The sequence below is a fragment of the Serratia sp. CY32780 genome, assembly GCF_052169135.1.
Classification (GTDB): domain Bacteria; phylum Pseudomonadota; class Gammaproteobacteria; order Enterobacterales; family Enterobacteriaceae; genus Serratia; species Serratia sarumanii.
Map to the genome: position 1 here is coordinate 99,177 of NZ_JBJNLI010000001.1, position 17,325 is coordinate 116,501.

Annotated in this window: 15 protein-coding genes; 11 read left to right on the forward strand and 4 right to left on the reverse strand. The window is 62.8% G+C overall.

Going from position 1 to position 17,325, the window contains the following annotated elements; genetic code table 11:
* Nucleotides 1–68 precede the first annotated feature (68 nt).
* The 8 genes from ACJ8HH_RS00540 to ppnP all read left to right on the forward strand — a co-directional run bounded on the left by ACJ8HH_RS00540 (nucleotide 69) and on the right by ppnP (nucleotide 8,923).
* Nucleotides 69–1,850 (forward strand): type I secretion system permease/ATPase, encoded by a 1,782-nt coding sequence (locus ACJ8HH_RS00540; protein ID WP_060443532.1) that lies wholly within the window; start codon nucleotides 69–71, stop codon nucleotides 1,848–1,850.
* The gene (locus ACJ8HH_RS00545; protein ID WP_033647342.1) at nucleotides 1,847–3,178 is read left to right on the forward strand and encodes an HlyD family type I secretion periplasmic adaptor subunit; all 1,332 of its coding nucleotides are present in this window, start codon (nucleotides 1,847–1,849) and stop codon (nucleotides 3,176–3,178) included. Before ACJ8HH_RS00540 ends, ACJ8HH_RS00545 begins: the two co-directional genes overlap by 4 nt.
* A 2-nt stretch (nucleotides 3,179–3,180) precedes the next feature.
* On the forward strand, nucleotides 3,181–3,972 hold the full coding sequence (locus ACJ8HH_RS00550; RefSeq protein WP_060426648.1) for an energy transducer TonB: 792 nt from the start codon (nucleotides 3,181–3,183) through the stop codon (nucleotides 3,970–3,972).
* Between the two features lie 253 nt (nucleotides 3,973–4,225).
* Nucleotides 4,226–4,999: an IclR family transcriptional regulator gene (locus tag ACJ8HH_RS00555; protein WP_033647338.1), complete on the forward strand. Its 774-nt coding sequence runs from the start codon at nucleotides 4,226–4,228 to the stop codon at nucleotides 4,997–4,999.
* Between the two features lie 219 nt (nucleotides 5,000–5,218).
* On the forward strand, nucleotides 5,219–6,775 hold the full coding sequence (locus tag ACJ8HH_RS00560) for an OPT/YSL family transporter (protein ID WP_060420419.1): 1,557 nt from the start codon (nucleotides 5,219–5,221) through the stop codon (nucleotides 6,773–6,775).
* Nucleotides 6,776–6,809: 34 nt separating this feature from the next.
* Nucleotides 6,810–7,739, forward strand: a complete 930-nt coding sequence (locus ACJ8HH_RS00565) for a DUF1177 domain-containing protein (protein WP_060418261.1) — start codon at nucleotides 6,810–6,812, stop codon at nucleotides 7,737–7,739.
* A 4-nt stretch (nucleotides 7,740–7,743) separates the two neighbouring features.
* The gene (locus ACJ8HH_RS00570) at nucleotides 7,744–8,421 is read left to right on the forward strand and encodes an AroM family protein (protein ID WP_033653288.1); all 678 of its coding nucleotides are present in this window, start codon (nucleotides 7,744–7,746) and stop codon (nucleotides 8,419–8,421) included.
* 211 nt (nucleotides 8,422–8,632) lie between these two features.
* Nucleotides 8,633–8,923 carry a pyrimidine/purine nucleoside phosphorylase gene (gene ppnP, locus ACJ8HH_RS00575; RefSeq protein ID WP_004940463.1) on the forward strand — a complete coding sequence of 97 codons (291 nt, stop codon included), beginning with the start codon at nucleotides 8,633–8,635 and terminating at the stop codon, nucleotides 8,921–8,923.
* Between the two features lie 65 nt (nucleotides 8,924–8,988).
* Here the strand turns inward: ppnP and rdgC are convergent, their stop codons facing one another.
* Nucleotides 8,989–9,900 carry a recombination-associated protein RdgC gene (gene rdgC / locus ACJ8HH_RS00580; protein ID WP_004940461.1) on the reverse strand — a complete coding sequence of 304 codons (912 nt, stop codon included), beginning with the start codon at nucleotides 9,898–9,900 and terminating at the stop codon, nucleotides 8,989–8,991.
* Between the two features lie 216 nt (nucleotides 9,901–10,116).
* Between rdgC and mak the strand changes: the two genes are divergently transcribed.
* The 3 genes from mak to ACJ8HH_RS00595 all read left to right on the forward strand — a co-directional run bounded on the left by mak (nucleotide 10,117) and on the right by ACJ8HH_RS00595 (nucleotide 11,750).
* On the forward strand, nucleotides 10,117–11,031 hold the full coding sequence (gene mak, locus ACJ8HH_RS00585) for a fructokinase (RefSeq protein WP_043146700.1): 915 nt from the start codon (nucleotides 10,117–10,119) through the stop codon (nucleotides 11,029–11,031).
* Nucleotides 11,032–11,133: 102 nt separating this feature from the next.
* Nucleotides 11,134–11,367, forward strand: a complete 234-nt coding sequence (locus tag ACJ8HH_RS00590) for a type II toxin-antitoxin system Phd/YefM family antitoxin (protein WP_033637280.1) — start codon at nucleotides 11,134–11,136, stop codon at nucleotides 11,365–11,367.
* Nucleotides 11,364–11,750 (forward strand): type II toxin-antitoxin system VapC family toxin, encoded by a 387-nt coding sequence (locus ACJ8HH_RS00595; protein ID WP_033637281.1) that lies wholly within the window; start codon nucleotides 11,364–11,366, stop codon nucleotides 11,748–11,750. The genes ACJ8HH_RS00590 and ACJ8HH_RS00595 overlap by 4 nt, the downstream gene beginning before the upstream one ends.
* On the opposite strand, the gene licT is transcribed toward ACJ8HH_RS00595, so the two are convergent.
* From licT to sbcD, 3 genes are all read right to left on the reverse strand, one after another.
* Nucleotides 11,747–12,595, reverse strand: coding sequence for a BglG family transcription antiterminator LicT (gene licT / locus ACJ8HH_RS00600; RefSeq protein ID WP_033637282.1), 849 nt, complete (start codon nucleotides 12,593–12,595; stop codon nucleotides 11,747–11,749). The two genes, ACJ8HH_RS00595 and licT, sit on opposite strands and share 4 nt — an antisense overlap.
* A gap of 224 nt (nucleotides 12,596–12,819) precedes the next feature.
* Nucleotides 12,820–16,071, reverse strand: coding sequence for an exonuclease subunit SbcC (gene sbcC, locus ACJ8HH_RS00605; protein ID WP_060451921.1), 3,252 nt, complete (start codon nucleotides 16,069–16,071; stop codon nucleotides 12,820–12,822).
* Complete coding sequence (gene sbcD / locus ACJ8HH_RS00610; protein ID WP_060451920.1) at nucleotides 16,068–17,300, reverse strand: exonuclease subunit SbcD; 1,233 nt, start codon at nucleotides 17,298–17,300, stop codon at nucleotides 16,068–16,070. The genes sbcC and sbcD overlap by 4 nt, the downstream gene beginning before the upstream one ends.
* Between the last annotated feature and the right edge of the window lie 25 nt (nucleotides 17,301–17,325).

A 17,325-nucleotide genomic window follows, 5' to 3' on the forward strand; every position in this document is an offset into this window, starting at 1 on the left:
GGCCGTTTGCCCGCCGGCGCCGCGCGCCCCGGCGGGCATTTTCTCGTTTTTAGCCGATGGAAAACGCCATGAAAAACGCCGTCAGGCGCGGAGAAGTGATGAGCGTGCTGGCCGCATACCGGCGCGTATTTTGGGGCATCGCACTGTTTACCGCGGTGATCAACCTGTTGATGTTGGCACCGGCGCTGTACATGCTGCAGGTCTACGATCGCGTGTTGCCGTCGGGCAACCGCATGACGCTGGCGATGCTGACCCTGATGGTGGTCGGCCTTTACCTGTTTATGGGGCTGCTGGAGTGGGTGCGCAGCCAGGTGGTGATCCGCCTCGGCGCCCAGATGGATATGCGCCTGAATCAGCGAGTCTACGACGCCGCCTTCGAAACCAATCTGAAAACCGGCAACCCGCTGGCGGGGCAGGCGCTGAACGATCTGACCAACCTGCGCCAGTTCGCCACCGGCAATGCGCTGTTCGCCTTTTTCGATGCCCCCTGGTTCCCGGTTTATCTGCTGGTGGTTTTTCTGCTCCACCCCTGGCTTGGCGCGTTGGCCAGCGCCGGGGTGATCGTGCTGGTGCTGCTGGCCTGGCTCAACCAGCGGGTGTCGCAGGCGCCGCTCGCGGAGGCCGGCCGGGTCGCGCTGAGCGCCACGCAGCAGGCCAACGGCAACCTGCGCAATGCCGAAGCCATCGCCGCCATGGGGATGCTGACCGACTTGCGCCTGCGCTGGCTGCGGCAGCATCAGCAGTTCCTGCTGTTGCAGAACCGCGCCAGCGAGAAAATCGCCGCCGTCACCGCCTGGTCGAAAACCGTGCGGCTGGCGCTGCAGTCGCTGATGTTGGGCTGCGGCGCGCTGCTTGCGGTCAACGGCGACATTACGCCGGGCATGATGATCGCCGGATCGATCCTGATCGGCAGGGTGCTGGGGCCGATCGATCAGCTGATCGGCGCCTGGAAGCAGTGGTCGTCGGCGCGCCAGTCCCTGCAGCGGTTGGAGGTGATGCTGGCCGCCAACCCGCCGCAGGCGGCGAGCCTGCCGCTGCCTGCGCCCAGCGGCACATTGGCCGTGAATCAGTTGACCGCCAGCGCGCCGGGCGGGAGCGCGCCGGTGTTGCACGGCGTCAGTTTTCGTCTGGAGGCCGGGGAGGTGCTGGGCGTCATTGGCGCGTCCGGCTCCGGCAAAACGCTGCTGATGCGCCAACTGGTCGGCGCGCTGACGCCGCTCAGCGGCGACGTGCGGCTGGACGGTGCGGATCTTCGGCAGTGGGACAAACAGCAACTGGGGCCGCATATCGGCTACTTGCCGCAGGATATCCAGCTGTTCGCCGGCACCCTGACGGAAAATATCGCCCGCTTTGGCCAGGTTGACGCCGAGAAGGTGGTGGCCGCCGCCGCGCTGGCCGGCGTGCACCAACTGATCCTGCATTTGCCCAAAGGGTATGAAACCGAGCTGGGCGAGGGTGGCAGCGGCCTGTCCGGCGGCCAGCGTCAGCGGGTGGCGCTGGCGCGCGCGCTGTATGGCTCTCCGGCGTTGGTGGTATTGGACGAACCGAACGCCAACCTCGATCGCGAAGGGGAAGAGGCGCTGCAGCGGGCGATCGAGGCGCTGAAAAAGCGCGGCACCACCATCGTGTTGGTGACCCACAAACCGGCGATCCTGGCGACGACCGACAGATTGCTGGTGCTGGCCGCCGGCCAGGTGCAGCACTTCGGCCCCAGCGACGCCATTCTGAAAAAACTGCCTGGTTTTACGCCCGCGGCCGTACCGGTCAACGCCGGCCGCAGCAGCGGCGGCGGTTTCAACGTCAACTACGCCAATTTTGCCAAAACGGCTAGCGGTGAACGAAAAGTATGAGCAATCAGAGTGTGATCCCCGGCGATATCGACGCGCTTTCCCGGCAGTTCGACGAAGGGCGCCACCTGCGGCTCGGTGGTTGGCTGGTGCTGTTGGGGTTTGGCGGTTTCCTGCTGTGGGGGCTGTTGGCGCCGCTGGATAAGGGCGTGCCGGTCTCCGGCAGCGTGGTGGTGGCCGGCAACCGCAAGGCGGTACAGCACCCGAGCGGCGGCGTGGTGTCGCAAATTCAGGTGCATGAGGGCGACCGGGTCAGCGCCGGGCAGGTGCTGCTGCTGATGGATACCGTCGACAGCCGCACCCAGCGCGATGCGCTGCGCAGCCAGCAGTTGAGCAACGCCGCGCAGCGGGCGCGGCTGCAGGCCGAGCGCGACGGCCTGCAGGCGATCGCTTTCCCGGCATTGCTGCAGGCACGGCGGGAGGAGCCGGAGGTGATGTCGTTGATGCTGTTGCAACAGCAGCTGTTCACCAGCCGCCGCGCGGCGTTGCAGAGCGAGCTGGCGGCGATCGCGGAGAGCATCGCCGGATCGCAGGCGATGCTGGAAGGGATCCGGCAGTCTTACGCCAGCAAGCAGCGGCAAAAGGCCATGTTGCAGGAGCAACTGAGCGGCATGCGCAAGCTGGCGGCGCAGGGATATGTGGCGCGCAACCGGCTGCTGGATCTGGAAGGGCAGTATGCGCAGATCGACGGCCAGGCGTCCGAAGACACCGGCAATATCGGCCGCCTGGGGCGCCAGATCCTGGAGCTGAAGCTGCGGGCGATCCAGCGGCGGGAAGAGTATCAAAAAGAGGTCAGCAGCCAATTGGCCGAGGTGCGGATGAAGCTGGACGAGCTGGATAACCGCCTGGCCAAGGCGGAGGCCGATCTGGGCCATACGCAGGTGAAAGCGCCGGTGGCGGGCACGGTGGTGGGGCTGAGCGTATTCACCGAAGGCGGCGTGATCGGCGCCGGTCAGCAGCTGATGGAGATCGTGCCCAGCGATCGGGGGCTGCAGGTGGAGGCGCGTATCCCGGTCGAGCTGATCGACAAGGTGCAGGTGGGCTTGCCGGTCGAGCTGTTGTTCTCGGCGTTTAACCAAAGCACCACGCCGCGCGTCGAGGGTGAAGTGACGCTGGTCGGGGCCGATCGCCTGACCGACGAGAAAAGCGGTGCGCCCTATTACAGCGTGCGCGCCAAGGTCAGCGAAGCGGGTCTGCAGCGGTTGAACGGGTTGGAAATCCGCCCGGGGATGCCGGTCGAAGGGTTCATCCGCACTGGCGAGCGTTCGATGATGAACTACCTGTTCAAACCGCTGACCGATCGCCTTCATCTGGCGCTGACGGAAGAGTGAGCATGTCGGTTTCGCCGCTGCCTTTCGCCGCGCCCGGCGATGCCATGCCCTGGCGCCGTTGCCTGGTGTTGGTGCTGGCGCTGCACCTGCTGGCCGCGGCGCTGCTCTGGCCCTGGCGAGACAAGGCCGAGCCGCCGTGGGTGCCGCCGCCGGCGGTCATGGTGGTGATGGCCGCCGCACCGCAGGCTCCGGCCGAGGTAAAACAACCGCCGGGGCAAAGGAAGCCGCCGCCTCAGGTTGAACCGCCGGCGCCGCCGGAACCCTTGCCGACGGTGAAGGTGCCTGAAGCCGTACGGCCGAATATCGCCGTAGCGCCGAAGCAGAAAAAATCGCCCAAGCCGGTGAAGAAAATCCCCCTGCCGCGCACGCCGCCGCAGGAGAAAACGATCGCGCCGCCGAGAATTCAGGAGCAAAGCGTCGGCGCGCCGCCGCCAGGCCGGGCGGATAAAGCGGCCGCGCCGCAAACCCGCCTGACGCCCTATGCACAGGCGGGGGAAGATAGCTGGCGCAGCCGCATCAACGGCCGCCTTAATCGCTTTAAGCGTTATCCCAAAGACGCCTTGCGGCTGAAGCGCCAGGGCGTCGGGCAGGTGCGTTTCACCCTGGACAGGCAGGGCCATGTGTTGGCGGTGACGCTGGTCAGCAGCGCCGGGTTGCCGTCGCTGGATCGCGAAATCCAGGCGCTGGTCAAGCGCGCTTCGCCGTTGCCTACGCCGCCGGCGGACGCCTACGTCAACGGCACGGTGGAATTGACGTTGCCGATCGATTTCAGTTTGCGCGGCGCAAGTTTTTGAGCCGCGACAATATCTCTCCCTGATAAAATCATTTTTCAGCAGCTTGTCCTGCCATTCATTATTTTCAAAGCGTATCGTTATTTTATTTGGCGCGGCGGAGTTGGCGTTCTGCGCGATATTTTCATTTAAAAAGCACGAATGCCTTTTATTTTGCGGCTGACAAAAAATAAACAGCTTGACGCTGCGGAGTTCGGGTTTTAGTTTTTAATTATAAAACAGGAACTGAGTTCCATATAGTGGAACAAGGCGGATCATGACAACGCTGGAAAATGCCGCTGCGGTATTAAAACTCTTTTCTCAACAACGCGTGATGCATGGCCAACCGGGCATTGCATTCAGCGACGTGGTGGACCAATTGGCGCTGCCGAAAAGCACGGTATCGCGCCTGCTGCAGAGCATGGAAAATCAGGGCATGCTGGAGCGCGATCCCGATAGCCGGCGTTACCGCATCGGCGCGCTGTTGCTGGCGGCATCCAGCCACTATTTGTCGATGCCGCTGGTGGACAACCTGGCGGCCAGCATGGCGCAGCTGTGCCGCCAGACGGCGTGTACCGGCTACCTCTCGGTGTTGGAGGGGCAGGAGATCATGGTGATGCGCATGTTCCCCGGCCGCCACTTTTTGCAGGTGGTCACCCCGGCGGGCTACCGTTCACCGGCGGCGGAAACCTCGGTTGGTCGGGCGATACTGGCGCGTGAAAGCGACGAGCAGGTTCGGGCGCGTTACGCCGGCGGTTACCGGGCGGCTTCGCCCAATGCGCCGCAAACGCTGGATGCGCTGCTGCAGAAGTTGCAGCAGGTGAGGCGCCAGGGCTGGTCGCTGGCGCGCAATGAAACCTTGAACGGCATCAGTTCGCTGGCGACCGCGCTGGTGAACAAGCACGGCAGCGAGACGGTGGGGCTGTGTCTGTCCTTCCCTTCGCAGGGCGAGGAACAGCCGTTTGTACCGGAAGTTCTGGCCGAATTAACCGCAGTCAGCCGCCAACTGGCGGAAAAATATGGCGATGATTATTGGCAGCAGATCAACTAACGCGCCGGAGCTATAACGTTTCATCATCATTAACGAGCGCCGACACCAGGGAACTCATTAATTATATTTCACCGTATTTTATTGGTGAGAAATAGACAGGCTAAATAAGAAAATAATCACGTTATGACGCCGGCAGTTCCAAATAATGGAACTGCCGCGGCGAACTATCGTCGGGCGTTATTTCCGGCATGCGGCAGGAAATATTCAGGGATACCAAGTATGAAATCAAATAATCCGCTAAAAGAGGCCGGCACGCTGTTGGTCATGGCGCTGCTTTCGGTGGTGGGGGCGATCATCGGCGTTCAGCTGATCACCACGCTGGGCGTGACGCCCAACACCTCGATCATCGGTGCGCTGATCGCCATGCTGCTGGCACGCATTCCGCTGCAAATGTTTCAACGCTACCGCTCGGTGCACACCCAGAACCTGGCGCAGACGGTGATCTCCTCCGCCACCTTCGGCGCGGCCAACTGTCTGCTGATGCCGATTGCGGTGCCTTACGTGATGGGGCAACCGCAGCTTATTCTGCCGATGTTCTGCGGCGTGGCGGCGGCGATGCTGCTCGACGCCTATCTGCTTTATCGCCTGTTCGATACCAAAGTGTTCCCCGCCGCCAATGCCTGGCCGCCGGGCGTCGCCGCCGCGGAGGCGATTAAAGCCGGCGATCGCGGCGGCAAGCAGGCCTGGCTTTTGGTGGTGGGCGTAGGGGTGGGCATCGCCGGATCAATGCTCAAGATCCCCATGGCGGCCTTCGGCACCGCCTTTATCGGCAATATCTGGGCGCTGAGCATGTTCGGCGTCGGGCTATTGCTGCGGGCCTACGCCGAGCCGGTGGCCGGTTTCGATATCAATGCCCATTTTATTCCGCACGGGGTGATGGTCGGCGCCGGCCTGGTGGCGCTGATCCAGGTCGCGCAGGTGATCCGCAGCCGCCGCGCCGATAGCGCCGGTTATACCCAACCGGACAGCGCGGTAAGCAAAGCGCTCGGCCTGGGCGCGGTCGGCTACATCGCCATCGCCGCGTTTTTGGCTCTGGTCGGCGGGCTGTTTAGCGAGATGTCGCTGCCGATGCTGGCGCTGTTCGTGATTTACGCGGCGTTCGCCGCTTTCGTTCATGAGCTGATCGTCGGTATCGCCGCCATGCACTCCGGCTGGTTTCCGGCGTTCGCGGTGGCGTTGATCACCCTGATCGTCGGTATCCTGATCGGTTTCCCACCGCTGGCGCTGTGCATCCTGACCGGCTTTACCGCCGCCACCGGGCCGGCCTTCGCCGACATGGGCTTTGACTTGAAAGCCGGCTTCATCCTGCGCGGCTACGGCGAGGATCTGCGGCAGGAACTGCTGGGGCGCCGCATTCAACTGTTTGCGGCGCTGATCGCCTTCCTCATCGCCATTCCGGTGGTTTACCTCTCTTACCACAGCTATTTCCTGCAGGACCTGATCCCGCCGGTCGCGCGCGTTTACGCCAAGACCATCGAGGCCGGTGCGCAGCCGGGCATCGCCTGGAGCCTTTTGATCTGGGCGATCCCCGGCGCCGTGGTGCAGCTGATCGGCGGCCCCAAGCGCCAGCTCGGCGTGCTGCTGGCAACCGGCCTGCTGATCAACAACGCCTTGGCCGGGTGGGCGGTGCTGGTGGGCATCGCGCTGCGCGTGGCGATCCTGCGCCGTTGGGGCGATCGCGGCCGCACGCCGATGGAGATCATGGCGGCCGGATTTATCGCCGGCGACGCGCTCTACAACTTCTTCAGCTCGATTTTTTCCAGCAAGGGCAAATAGCCCCTGCCGATGACATTGGTGAGGTAAAACGACCATGAGTTTGCAACAAACGCTGCAGGTTTTTGAATTGATTGATAGCGCATTCGTCAGCGGCCAGGACGTCGTCGACCTGTTTGCGCCTTACTCGGCGATCCGCGCCAGCACCCTGCGCGCCGAGGGGCCGAAGGGCGGCACCGATTTCGTGCGCATCGAGATCCCCGGCAGCGCAGGCAAATTCGCTGGCGGTGCGGCGCCGACGCTGGGCATTATCGGCCGCCTGGGCGGCATCGGCGCGCGGCCGACGCGTATCGGGCTGGTGTCCGACGGCGACGGCGCGATCGCCGCCATTGCCGCCGCGCTGAAGCTGGCGGAGATGCAGCGCAAGGGCGACACGCTGCCGGGGGATGTGATCGTCACCACCCATATTTGCCCGAACGCACCGACCCGGCCGCACGATCCGGTCGATTTTATGGATTCGCCGATCGATGACGTGACGATGAACGATAATGAAGTGGTGCCGGAGGCTGACGCCATCCTGTCGATCGACACCACCAAAGGCAACCGCATCATCAACCACAAAGGCTATGCGCTATCGCCGACGGTGAAAGAGGGCTACATCCTGCGGGTGGCGGAAGATCTGCTGCGCATCATGGAGATGACCAGCGGCCGCCCGGCGGTGACCTTCCCGATCACCACGCAGGACATCACCCCTTACGGCAACGGCGTGCATCACCTCAACAGCATCCTGCAGCCCTCGACCGCTACTGCGGCGCCGGTGGTCGGCGTGGCGATCTGCAGCGAATCGGTGGTGCCGGGCTGCGGCACTGGCGCCAGCCACGAAACGGATATCGCGCTGGCGGTCAAATTCGCGGTGGAAGTCGCCAAAGAATTCGGCCGCGGCACCTGCCGGTTCTACGATGCCGCCGAATATGGCCAGCTGCTGGCGCTGTACGGCAGTCTGAGTCACCTGCAAAAAAGGAGATAGCCCCATGACGGCTTCATTCGCCACGCTGACCATCGGCCAGGCGCCGCGCAGCGATATCATGCCGCTGCTGTCTGCTTATCTGCCGGCGGAGCGGGTGAGGCACGTCGGTTTGCTGGACGGCCTGGATGCTGGGCAGATCGCCGAGCGTTATGCGCCGCAATGGGGCGATAAGCTGCTGGTGTCGCGCCTGTTGGACGGCACGCAGGTGACGCTCTGTGCCGCTCGCGTCGAAAGCGGGTTGCAGCAGAAGATCCGCGAGCTGGAGGCGGCGGGATGCCAGGTGATCCTGCTGCTGTGCACCGGCGAATTCGGCCGATTGCAGGCGGAGCAGGCGCTGTTGCTGGAGCCGGATCGCATCATCCCGCCGTTGATCTCCGCGATCGTCGGCGAACACCGCGTCGGCATCGTGGTGCCGGTGGCGGAACAGGTTGGGCAGCAGGCGCGCAAATGGCGGCAGCTGGCGACGCCGCCGAGCTATGCCGTCGCCAGTCCTTATCTGGCGGATGACGCCGCGCTGGAGCAGGCGGCTTGCGCACTGCTGCGGCAGGGGGCGGAGGTGGTGGTGCTCGATTGCATCGGTTATCACCAGCGCCACCGCGCTTTTTTGCAGGCGCGTCTGTCGGTGCCGGTGCTGCTGTCGAACGTTCTGGTCGCCAAGCTGGCCGCAGAGTTAATCGGCTGATTCAAATAGCCATAAATCACCGCCCGGCGCGGCCTCGGGCGCTTTGCGCTCGCGGGTATCCCCGGGTTTCAGCAGCCCTGACTGCCGGAGAGAGGCCGGGCGGCGTTTTCCTCTGCGCCGCGATCGCATTTCGCGCGAAAAACCAGTGACAGATCAACCGCAATCCCCCAATATGGATTTTCCATCAAGATGATTACGCGGGTGCCAGTCTATGCTGAAAGTGAATGAGTATTTTGCCGGAAAAGTGAAGTCTATCGGTTTTGACAGTAGCAGCATCGGTCTTACCAGCGTGGGCGTGATGGAAGAGGGGGAATACACCTTCTCCACCGCGCAGCCGGAAGAAATGACGGTGATCACCGGGGCGCTGAAAGTGCTGCTGCCGGGGGCGCCGGACTGGCAGGTGTTTACGCCGGGTGAGAAGTTCTTCGTGCCGGGGCACAGCGAGTTCAACCTGCAGGTGGCCGACGCGACCGCCTATCTGTGCCGCTACCTGAGCAAATAAATTTTGTTCGTTAGGGAAACGCAGGGCTCAGCGGATGCTGGGCCCTGGTCGTTTCTGCGGCGGGATTAACGCTGGGCTTCGCCGCCGAGCGCTTCGATGGTGTTTTTGATCAACGCCGCCAGCTCGCTGGTCATCAGGATAAAGTCGGCGTCAAAGCGCTGGGCGAAGTCATCACGATCGATATCGTCGTTCTGCTCGCGCAGCGTGTCGGCGAACTTCAGGCGCTTGAGCGAGCCGTCGTCCGACAGCATCAGCTGAATGCGCTCCTGCCAATCCACCGCCAGCTTGGTCACCAGCTTGCCGGCTTCGATATGCACCGCGATTTCGTCGCTGATCAGATTCTGTTTCTTGCAGCGGATCACGCCGCCTTCTTCCAGAATCGCTTTCAGTTCCGCTTCATCCTGAATGGCGAAACCAGCCGGCATCTCGCCGGAACGCACCCATTCGGTCAGCGTCAGTTCGATCGGGCTTTCCATGGTCAGCGGCACCACCGGCAGCGAGCCGAGGCTTTTGCGCAGCAGCGCCAGCGTATCTTCGGCGCGTTTGGCGCTGGCGGCATCGACCATGATCAGATCGTTGACGGTGTCGATCCACATGAAGGTTTGGTTGAAGCGGCTGAAGGCGCGCGGCAGCAGGCTGTGCAGCACTTCGTCCTTCAGCGCGTCTTTCTCGGTTTTCTTCAGTTTGCGGTGTTGTTCCGCCTCCAGGCGCTCAATCTTGGCCTGCAGCTCTTGCTTGATGACCGGCGACGGCAGGATTTTCTCTTCCTTGCGCGCGCAGATGACGATTTGGCCGTTGACCGCGTGCGTCAGCGCATCGCTGTGCGAGCCCATCGGGGAGACCCAGCCGGTCTTGGCCATGTCCTGGCTGCCGCACGGCGTGAAGGCGAACGCGCTGAGTTGTTTTTCCATTTCATCCGCGTTTAACGCCACTTCGCGGCTCAAACGGTAAACCATCAAATTCTTAAACCACAGCATAATGTTATCCCTGGCTGGGCGTGCGCTCGGCACGCTGATTCGTCAAAAGCAGGGCGGCATGATAACGAATTGACGCTGAAAAATCGCCCCATTCTCTCCGAATTGCGTCGCCGACCGCAGAGGAAAAGGCCGGGCGGGGGAGAGGGAAACAGGTGATTCATCTGCGTACTTACATTAGGCTGTGGCAACGCTGCGCGGCATCGAGGAGAAAAATACATGCGCATTGGCATCGATTTGGGCGGGACAAAAATTGAAGTGATTGCGTTGGCGGACGACGGCCGGGAGCTGTTTCGCCATCGCATCGCCACGCCGCGCCATGACTATGGGCAAACCCTGGCGGCGATCGCCGGGCTGGTGAAACTGGCGGAAGATCATACCGGCGAGCGGGGATCGGTCGGGATCGGCATTCCCGGCACGCTGTCGCCGTTTACCGGGCGGGTGAAAAACGCCAACTCGGTATGGCTCAACGGCAAACCGCTGGACAAGGATCTCTCGGCGCTGTTGGCGCGCGAGGTGCGTATCGCCAACGACGCCAACTGCCTGGCGGTGTCGGAAGCCACCGACGGCGCAGGCGCCGGCGCGCAAACCGTGTTTGCGGTCATTGTCGGCACCGGCTGCGGCGCCGGCGTGGCGCTGAATGGGCAGGCGCATTCCGGCGGCAACGGCATCGCCGGCGAGTGGGGCCACAATCCGCTGCCGTGGCAGGATGACGATGAGCTGCGCTACGCCCGCGAAGTGCCGTGCTACTGCGGCAAACCGGGCTGCATCGAAACCTTTATTTCCGGCACCGGTTTCGCCACCGACTATGCGCGCCTGGGCGGCAACGCGCTGCAAGGGCACGAAATCATGGCGCTGAGCGAGCGGGGCGATGCGCTGGCGGAGCAGGCGATCGTGCGCTACGAAATGCGGCTGGCGAAAGCGTTGGCGCACGTGATCAACATTCTTGATCCGGACGTGGTGGTGCTCGGCGGCGGCATGAGCAACGTGGATCGCCTGTACCGCACGGTGCCGCAGCGGGTGAAAGATTGGGTGTTCGGCGGCGAGTGTGAAACGCCGATCCGCAAGGCGGTGCACGGCGACTCCAGCGGCGTACGCGGCGCGGCCTGGTTATGGCCGCAACAGCAGCGCTAAGCGTTGCAGCAAAGCGCGAGGCTGCTCGCGCTTTAAACCATTCCCTGTACAAAAACTGGACGGCGCTTTATGCTTTAGCTAACTTAGCTAAGGAGGACGCGTATGCCGATTCAGGCCAATATGCACGAAGCCAAATCCAATCTGAGCCAGCTGGCGGACAGAGCCGCGGAGGGAGAAACCGTGATTATTGCAAAAGCAGGGAAGCCGTACGTACAGCTGGTCGCCATCCAGGGCGAAGCGCGCCGGCCCGGCGCCGCCAAGGGCAAGTTTACCGTGCCGGCGGATTTCAACGCGGGGGATGCGGCCATTGCGGCGCTGTTTGAGGGCGATGCATGAAGCGCCTGCTGCTGGATACCCACGCGTTGCTGTGGTGGCTGATTGATGACGCCTGCCTGGGCGCGAACGCCAAAAGGCAGATCGCCGATCCGGGCAATGCGGTATACGTCAGCGCGGCCAGCATTTGGGAGATCTCGATCAAGCAGGCGCTGGGCAAGCTGGCGCTGCCGGAAGACATCTTTGCGATCATCGAGGCCGAAGATTTTCTGGCGCTGCCGATGGACGCCTTTCATTGCCAACAGGCCGGGCAACTGCCGCCCTATCATCAGGATCCTTTCGATCGCATGCTGATCGCACAGGCGCAGGCCGAGGGGCTGACGCTGATCTCCGCCGACGCGGTGTTTCCGCAGTACGGCGTGCGGGTAGCGGACGCCCGCCGTTAAGCCGGTTTTTCCTCGCTTTCGCTGCGCACCCGTTCGATATGAATGGTCAGGAACATCATCTCTTCCGTGGTGAGCTGGTGCTGATAGTGCTTTTCGATGTGGCGGTTGATCTTGCCGGCGCAGGCGAATGACTCACGGTATTTCTCTTTCACCACCTGATACAGCGAGTCGTCGTCGCTGTCGACGTAGTTTTTCCCCAGCAGGCGCTGGGCAAAGAATTTCAAATGGGTGACGAAACGGTGGTAACTCAGGGCTTCCTCGTTGTAATCAAAGCGGAAGTGGTATTTGACCAGGTTGAGGATCTCTTGCATCACGCGGGTGATGTGCAGCGTGTTGTGCATCTCGTCGTTAAGCTGGGCGTTGACCAGGTGCAGGGCGATAAATCCGGCCTCGTCTTCCGGCAGCGCGGTATTCAGCCGCTCGGCGATCAAGGCCAGCGCCTCCAGCCCGACGGCGAACTCGGCCTGATAGAGCTTTTTAATCTCCCACAGCAACGCATTTTTGATATCCAGCCCTTGCGCGTGGCGCTGCAGAGCGAAATGGATGTGGTCGGTCAGCGTGATGTAGACGATGTTATGCAACTTGCCCGGCAGCCGTTCGCGGGCGAGGGTAATAATCCGGTCGGCGGTGGTGACGCAGGCCAGCGGGATCTCGGAGAGCAGCTCTTTATAGCGCTCGGCGATTTCACCGCCGTTATGGGTGAACACCTTTTCGATCAGGCTTTCGTCCAGCGTGTCGCCGGGCTTCTTTTTAAAGCCGATTCCTTTTCCCATTACGACCGTCTCTTCCTGACGGTCGTCCAGCGTAATCACCACGTTATTATTGAGTATTTTAGCGATTTTCATGGTCTTTCCCGGTGTTTCAGCATCCTGAAAACGAAAAAACCTGACGCCCGGGAGCGATCCCGAGCGCCAGGTTTTGCCTGTATTTTATGTTTCTGTCCTGCGGCCTGAGCGGCGGAGGGGATACAGTAACAATCCTGTTATGTCTGCATAATAACCCGTGCTCGCCGCGGCTCAACGCTTTTCACCGCGGAGTGCCGCCGCGGTCACACTTCTGCGCCGCGGGATCATTCCAGCCTGAAGTGCGCCTCCAGCCGGCTGACGCCGAGCCCGTTGACCTTTTTCACCTTGATCTGCACCGGAATACGCTCTTTCATCGCCTCGACGTGGCTGATCACGCCAATGGTTTTGCCAGAGGCGTTCAGGCTGTCCAGCGCGTCGAGCGCGGTATCGAGGGTTTCGGCGTCCAGCGTGCCGAAGCCTTCGTCGAGGAACAGCGAATCGATGCTGGTTTTGTGGCTGACCAGATCGGACAACGCCAGTGCCAGCGCCAGGCTGACCAGGAAGCTCTCGCCGCCGGACAGGGTGCGGGTATCGCGCAGCGCGTCGGCCTGCCAGGTGTCCACCACCTGCAGCTCCAGCGCGTCGCTGGTTTTGCGCTGCAGCAGGTAGCGCCCGTGCAGCCGGCCGAGTTGCTGGTTGGCCAGATAGACCAGATGATCGAGCGTCAGCCCCTGAGCGAAGCGGCGGAACTTGTCGCCTTCTTTCGAGCCGATCAGCTGATTGAGGTAGCTCCAGTCGTCGTAGTCTTGCTGGCTGCGGGCGATTTGCTCGAACAGCGCCTGTTGATTGAGGCGGCGGGCGGCGTCGCTTTCCAGCTGGTTGCGCAGTTCACCCTGGCGCAGCTGCAACGTTTTCAACTGCTGTGCCAGCTCGGCCAGCGATTGCGTGAGTGCGTCGAGATCCGCGTTGGCTTCATCCACCCCTTCAGGGCGGCTTTGCCGATGCTGCTCCAGCGTTTGCGTCGCCTGCGTCAGCAGGGCGGCGGCCTCCACCTGGCGCTGTTGCAGTTGCTCTTTGCGCTGCTGCAATTCGCGGCGCAGGGCGTCGTCCAGCAACGCAGCGGCGAAGGCGGTTTCATCGGCGAATTCGCTGTCGGCCAGCGCCTGCTGCCACAGCTGCTGCGCCTGCTGCAGCCGTTCTTGCATTTGGGTGTGCTGTTGTTGCAATCCGGCCTGCTGGCCGGCCAGGCGCTCACGCAGTTCCTGCGCTTTTTGCCACTGCTCGGCGGCCTGCAAGCTGGCCTGCTCACAGGCGGTTTGTTTGGCGCGCAGCTGTTCGCGCACCTCGGCGACCTGCTGTTCGCCGAACAGCGCCAGCCGCTGCGCGCGCCGTTCGGCGAGGGTCTTCTCGCCTTCTTGCCAGCGTTGTTGCAGGTCTTGCTGCTGTTGCAGGCTGTCGGCATGGGTTTTCTGCAGCAGCGTAAAGCGCTCTTCGAGCAGCGCCAGCCGTTGCTGCGCCTGCTGCTGCTGCGTTTGCAGAGCGGCGAGCGCGTCTTTTGCCTGCTGTACCGCCTGCGCCGCCTGTTCATGCTGCTGCAGCGCGTGTTGCCCGCGCCGCTCTTCATCGTCGCAGCCGCTCAGCCAGGCGCTGAGCCGCTCGCCCTCCGCCAACGTAAAGTCGAATGCCAGCGGCGCGCTGAGCTGCTGCCACTGCTGCTGTTGGGCAGCCAGCTGCTGCTCATCCTGCGCGATAGCCTGCTGTTGGCGTTGCAATTGCTGTTGCAGGTTGTCGTAACGGGCTCGCAGCTCGACGCCTTGTTTTTGCAATGTTTCGGTCTGGACTTTCATTTGCTCCAGACGTTGCGCAGTTTCTGACAGTTTTACCTCTTGGTATTGTTCTACCGCCGGGTGATCGCATGAGCCGCACAGCGGGCAGGGGGCGCCGGGTTGCAAACGGGCGCGCTCGGCTTCCAGGCCCACGATCCGTTGTTCCAGCGCATAGGTTTTTTCAACATCGGCCTGGTGGGCTTTCTGCTGCTTAAATTGCTGACGGATGAGCTCTAACTGTGGCTCCAACTGGGTCAGTTCATTTTGACCGATGTTTAGCTCTTGCCGCTGCTGTTCCAGCCGTTTAACAACTTGTTGCGATAAAGAGGCGAGAGTAAATAACTGCTGGCGCGTCGGGCGCAGATCCGCCAGGGCGCTCAGGCGCTGGCGCAGCGGGGCCAGCGGCGTTTGCGCCGCCAGCGCTTGTTGCTGTTGCTGCTGAACGGCCAGCGCTTCGGTCAGTGCGTTCAACCGCTGCTGATGCTGTGCGGCCTGCGCCGTCAGCTGGCTGCGCTCGGCGGTGAGCTGCTCCAGCGTGGTTTGCTGTTTGGCACACTGCTGCGCGGCCGCATCGCCGGCCTGTTGCCGCTCGGTCTGTGTCAACTGCAGTTGGGCTATTTGGTGGTCGAGCGGGGCGACCTGTTCATCGATCAGCTGTTGTTGTTGCTGCATATGCTCGGCATGGGCTTGCTGCGCCAGACGGGCCTTTTCCACCGCCTGCTGCAGTGGCGCCAGCTGCGCCGAGTGCTGTTCCTGTTGCTGCGTCAGCTGGGCTGCCTGCTGTTGTATCGTCTGCAGCTCGGCGCGGCAGCGATCGCGTTCACCGCGCAGCGGCCGCAATTTCTCGGCCGGTTCGCTGAGCGCCAGCCGCTGCAGCTGCGGGGCGGCCTCCGTCTGCTCGCGCTGGGCGGTTTCCAGCCGCCGTTGACCCTCGTTTTGCTGTTGCTGGAGGCGTTGCCATTGCTGCAGCCAGCTCAGCGCCTGTTGCTGTTGCTGAGTTTGCTTACCGAGGGCGCTTTCCTGCGCGCTCAGCGCCGTCAGCTGTTCAGTCAGGGAGTGGCGCTGTTCATCGTTCAGCAACTCGATGCCGCTGGCGCGCTGGTGCAACCCATCCAGGTCGGTTTTGGCCTGCTTGTGCGATTCGAACACCTGTTCGGACAGCCGCCCGTAGATTTCGGTGCCGGTCAGCTCTTCCAACAGCTCAGCGCGATCGTTGGCGTCGGCGTTGAGGAATGCGGCGAACTGCCCCTGAGACAGCATCATCGATTTGGTGAAGCGGCCGAAGTCCAGCCCGGTGATGGCGGCGGTGATCTCCAGCTTGTCGCGCACCTTGTCCGCCAGGATCTTGCCGTCCTCGCGGCGCGCCAGTTCCACCTTCGGCGCCTGCAGGTTGCCGTCCGGCGCGTTTTTGGCGCGGCGCTGGCTCCAGAAGGCGCGATAGCCGACGCCCTTGACCTCGAATTCGACCTCCGCCAGCGATTCGGCGGTGTGGCGGGTCATCAGTTCATTCTGGCTCGGCGTGACGTTGAGACGCGGCGTCTGGTGGTACAGCGCCAGGCAGATGGCGTCCAGCAGGGTGGTTTTGCCCGCGCCGGTCGGGCCGGTAATGGCGAACAGGCCGTTGCTGGCGAACGGCTCGGCGGTGAAGTCAATTTTCCACTCGCCCTGCAGCGAGTTGAGGTTTTTTAACCGCAGGCTGAGGATCTTCATGGATTGGTCTCCTCAGGATTGTGCTGCACCGCCTCGACCACCTGGCGGAACAGTTGGTGCATCCGCCGTTGGCGCGCTTCTGGCATGTCGGCCTCCTGCGCCAACCTGCGTTCGAACACCTCGTTGACGCTCAGCTCGTTGAGCGTTTCCTTATCCTGCTGCGCGATCGCCTGGCGGCGCTGCTCTTTGCTGCGCCGCAGCAGCACCACTTCCACCGGCAGCTCATCCGCCAGCAGTTGGATGCGGCGCTGGATATCGCTGAGGTAGTCCTGCGTCGCCACTTCGATATCCAGCCACACCGGCAGCTCGCCGGCATAGTCGGCAAATTGCTGCAGCTGCCGTTCGATCTCGGCCAGATCGCCTTTGATCAGCTGCATGGGCTGGAACTGCGGGATCGCTAACGCTTCTACCTGCTGCAGGGCGCCGTCGGCGAAATCGACCAGGAAGACGCTTTTGGCTTTGCCCAGTTCATCGAAGCTGAGCGGAATCGGTGAGCCGCTATAGCGAATATGCTCTGATTTGGCGACGTTCTGCGCGCGGTGAATGTGGCCCAGCGCGATGTAATCGGCAGGTGGGAAGGCCTGCGCCGGGAAGGCGTCGAGGGTGCCGATATAGATGTCGCGCACCGAGTCGGAGGTGGTGACGCCGACGGTGGTCAGGTGGCCGGTGGCGACGATCGGCAGCGGCAGGCCCAGCCGATCGCGGCGTTCGCAGGCCGCCTGATACAGCGCCTGGTAATGTTCGGCGATGGCTTCCTGCAGCGCCTGCTGTTTTTGCGCGCCGGATTCGCCGGCGCGGCTGGTGAGCAGATCGCGCGGCCGCAGAAAAGGAATGGCGCACAGCACCGCGCCCGGCTGGCCGTCGCGCCGGTTCAGCACCACAATCTGCTGTTCGGGGGCGCTTTGCGCGCTCGCGATCACCGTGGTGTTCAGGCAGGAGAGCAGCTCACGCGATTCGTTCAGCGTCGCCACCGAGTCGTGGTTGCCGCCCAGCACCACCAGCTGACAGCCGGTGCGCTGCAGATCCACCACGAAGCGGTTGTACAGCTCGCGGGCGTAGCTGGGCGGCGAGCCGGTATCGAACAGATCCCCGGCGACGATCAGCGCATCCACCTGCTGCTGCTCGATCTGCTCGATCAGCCAGTTCAGAAAAGCCTGGTGCTCGGCGGCACGGCTTTTGGTGAAAAAGTACTGGCCAAGGTGCCAGTCAGAGGTGTGGATCAGGCGCATAACACTCCCGGATGCAAAGGTAATG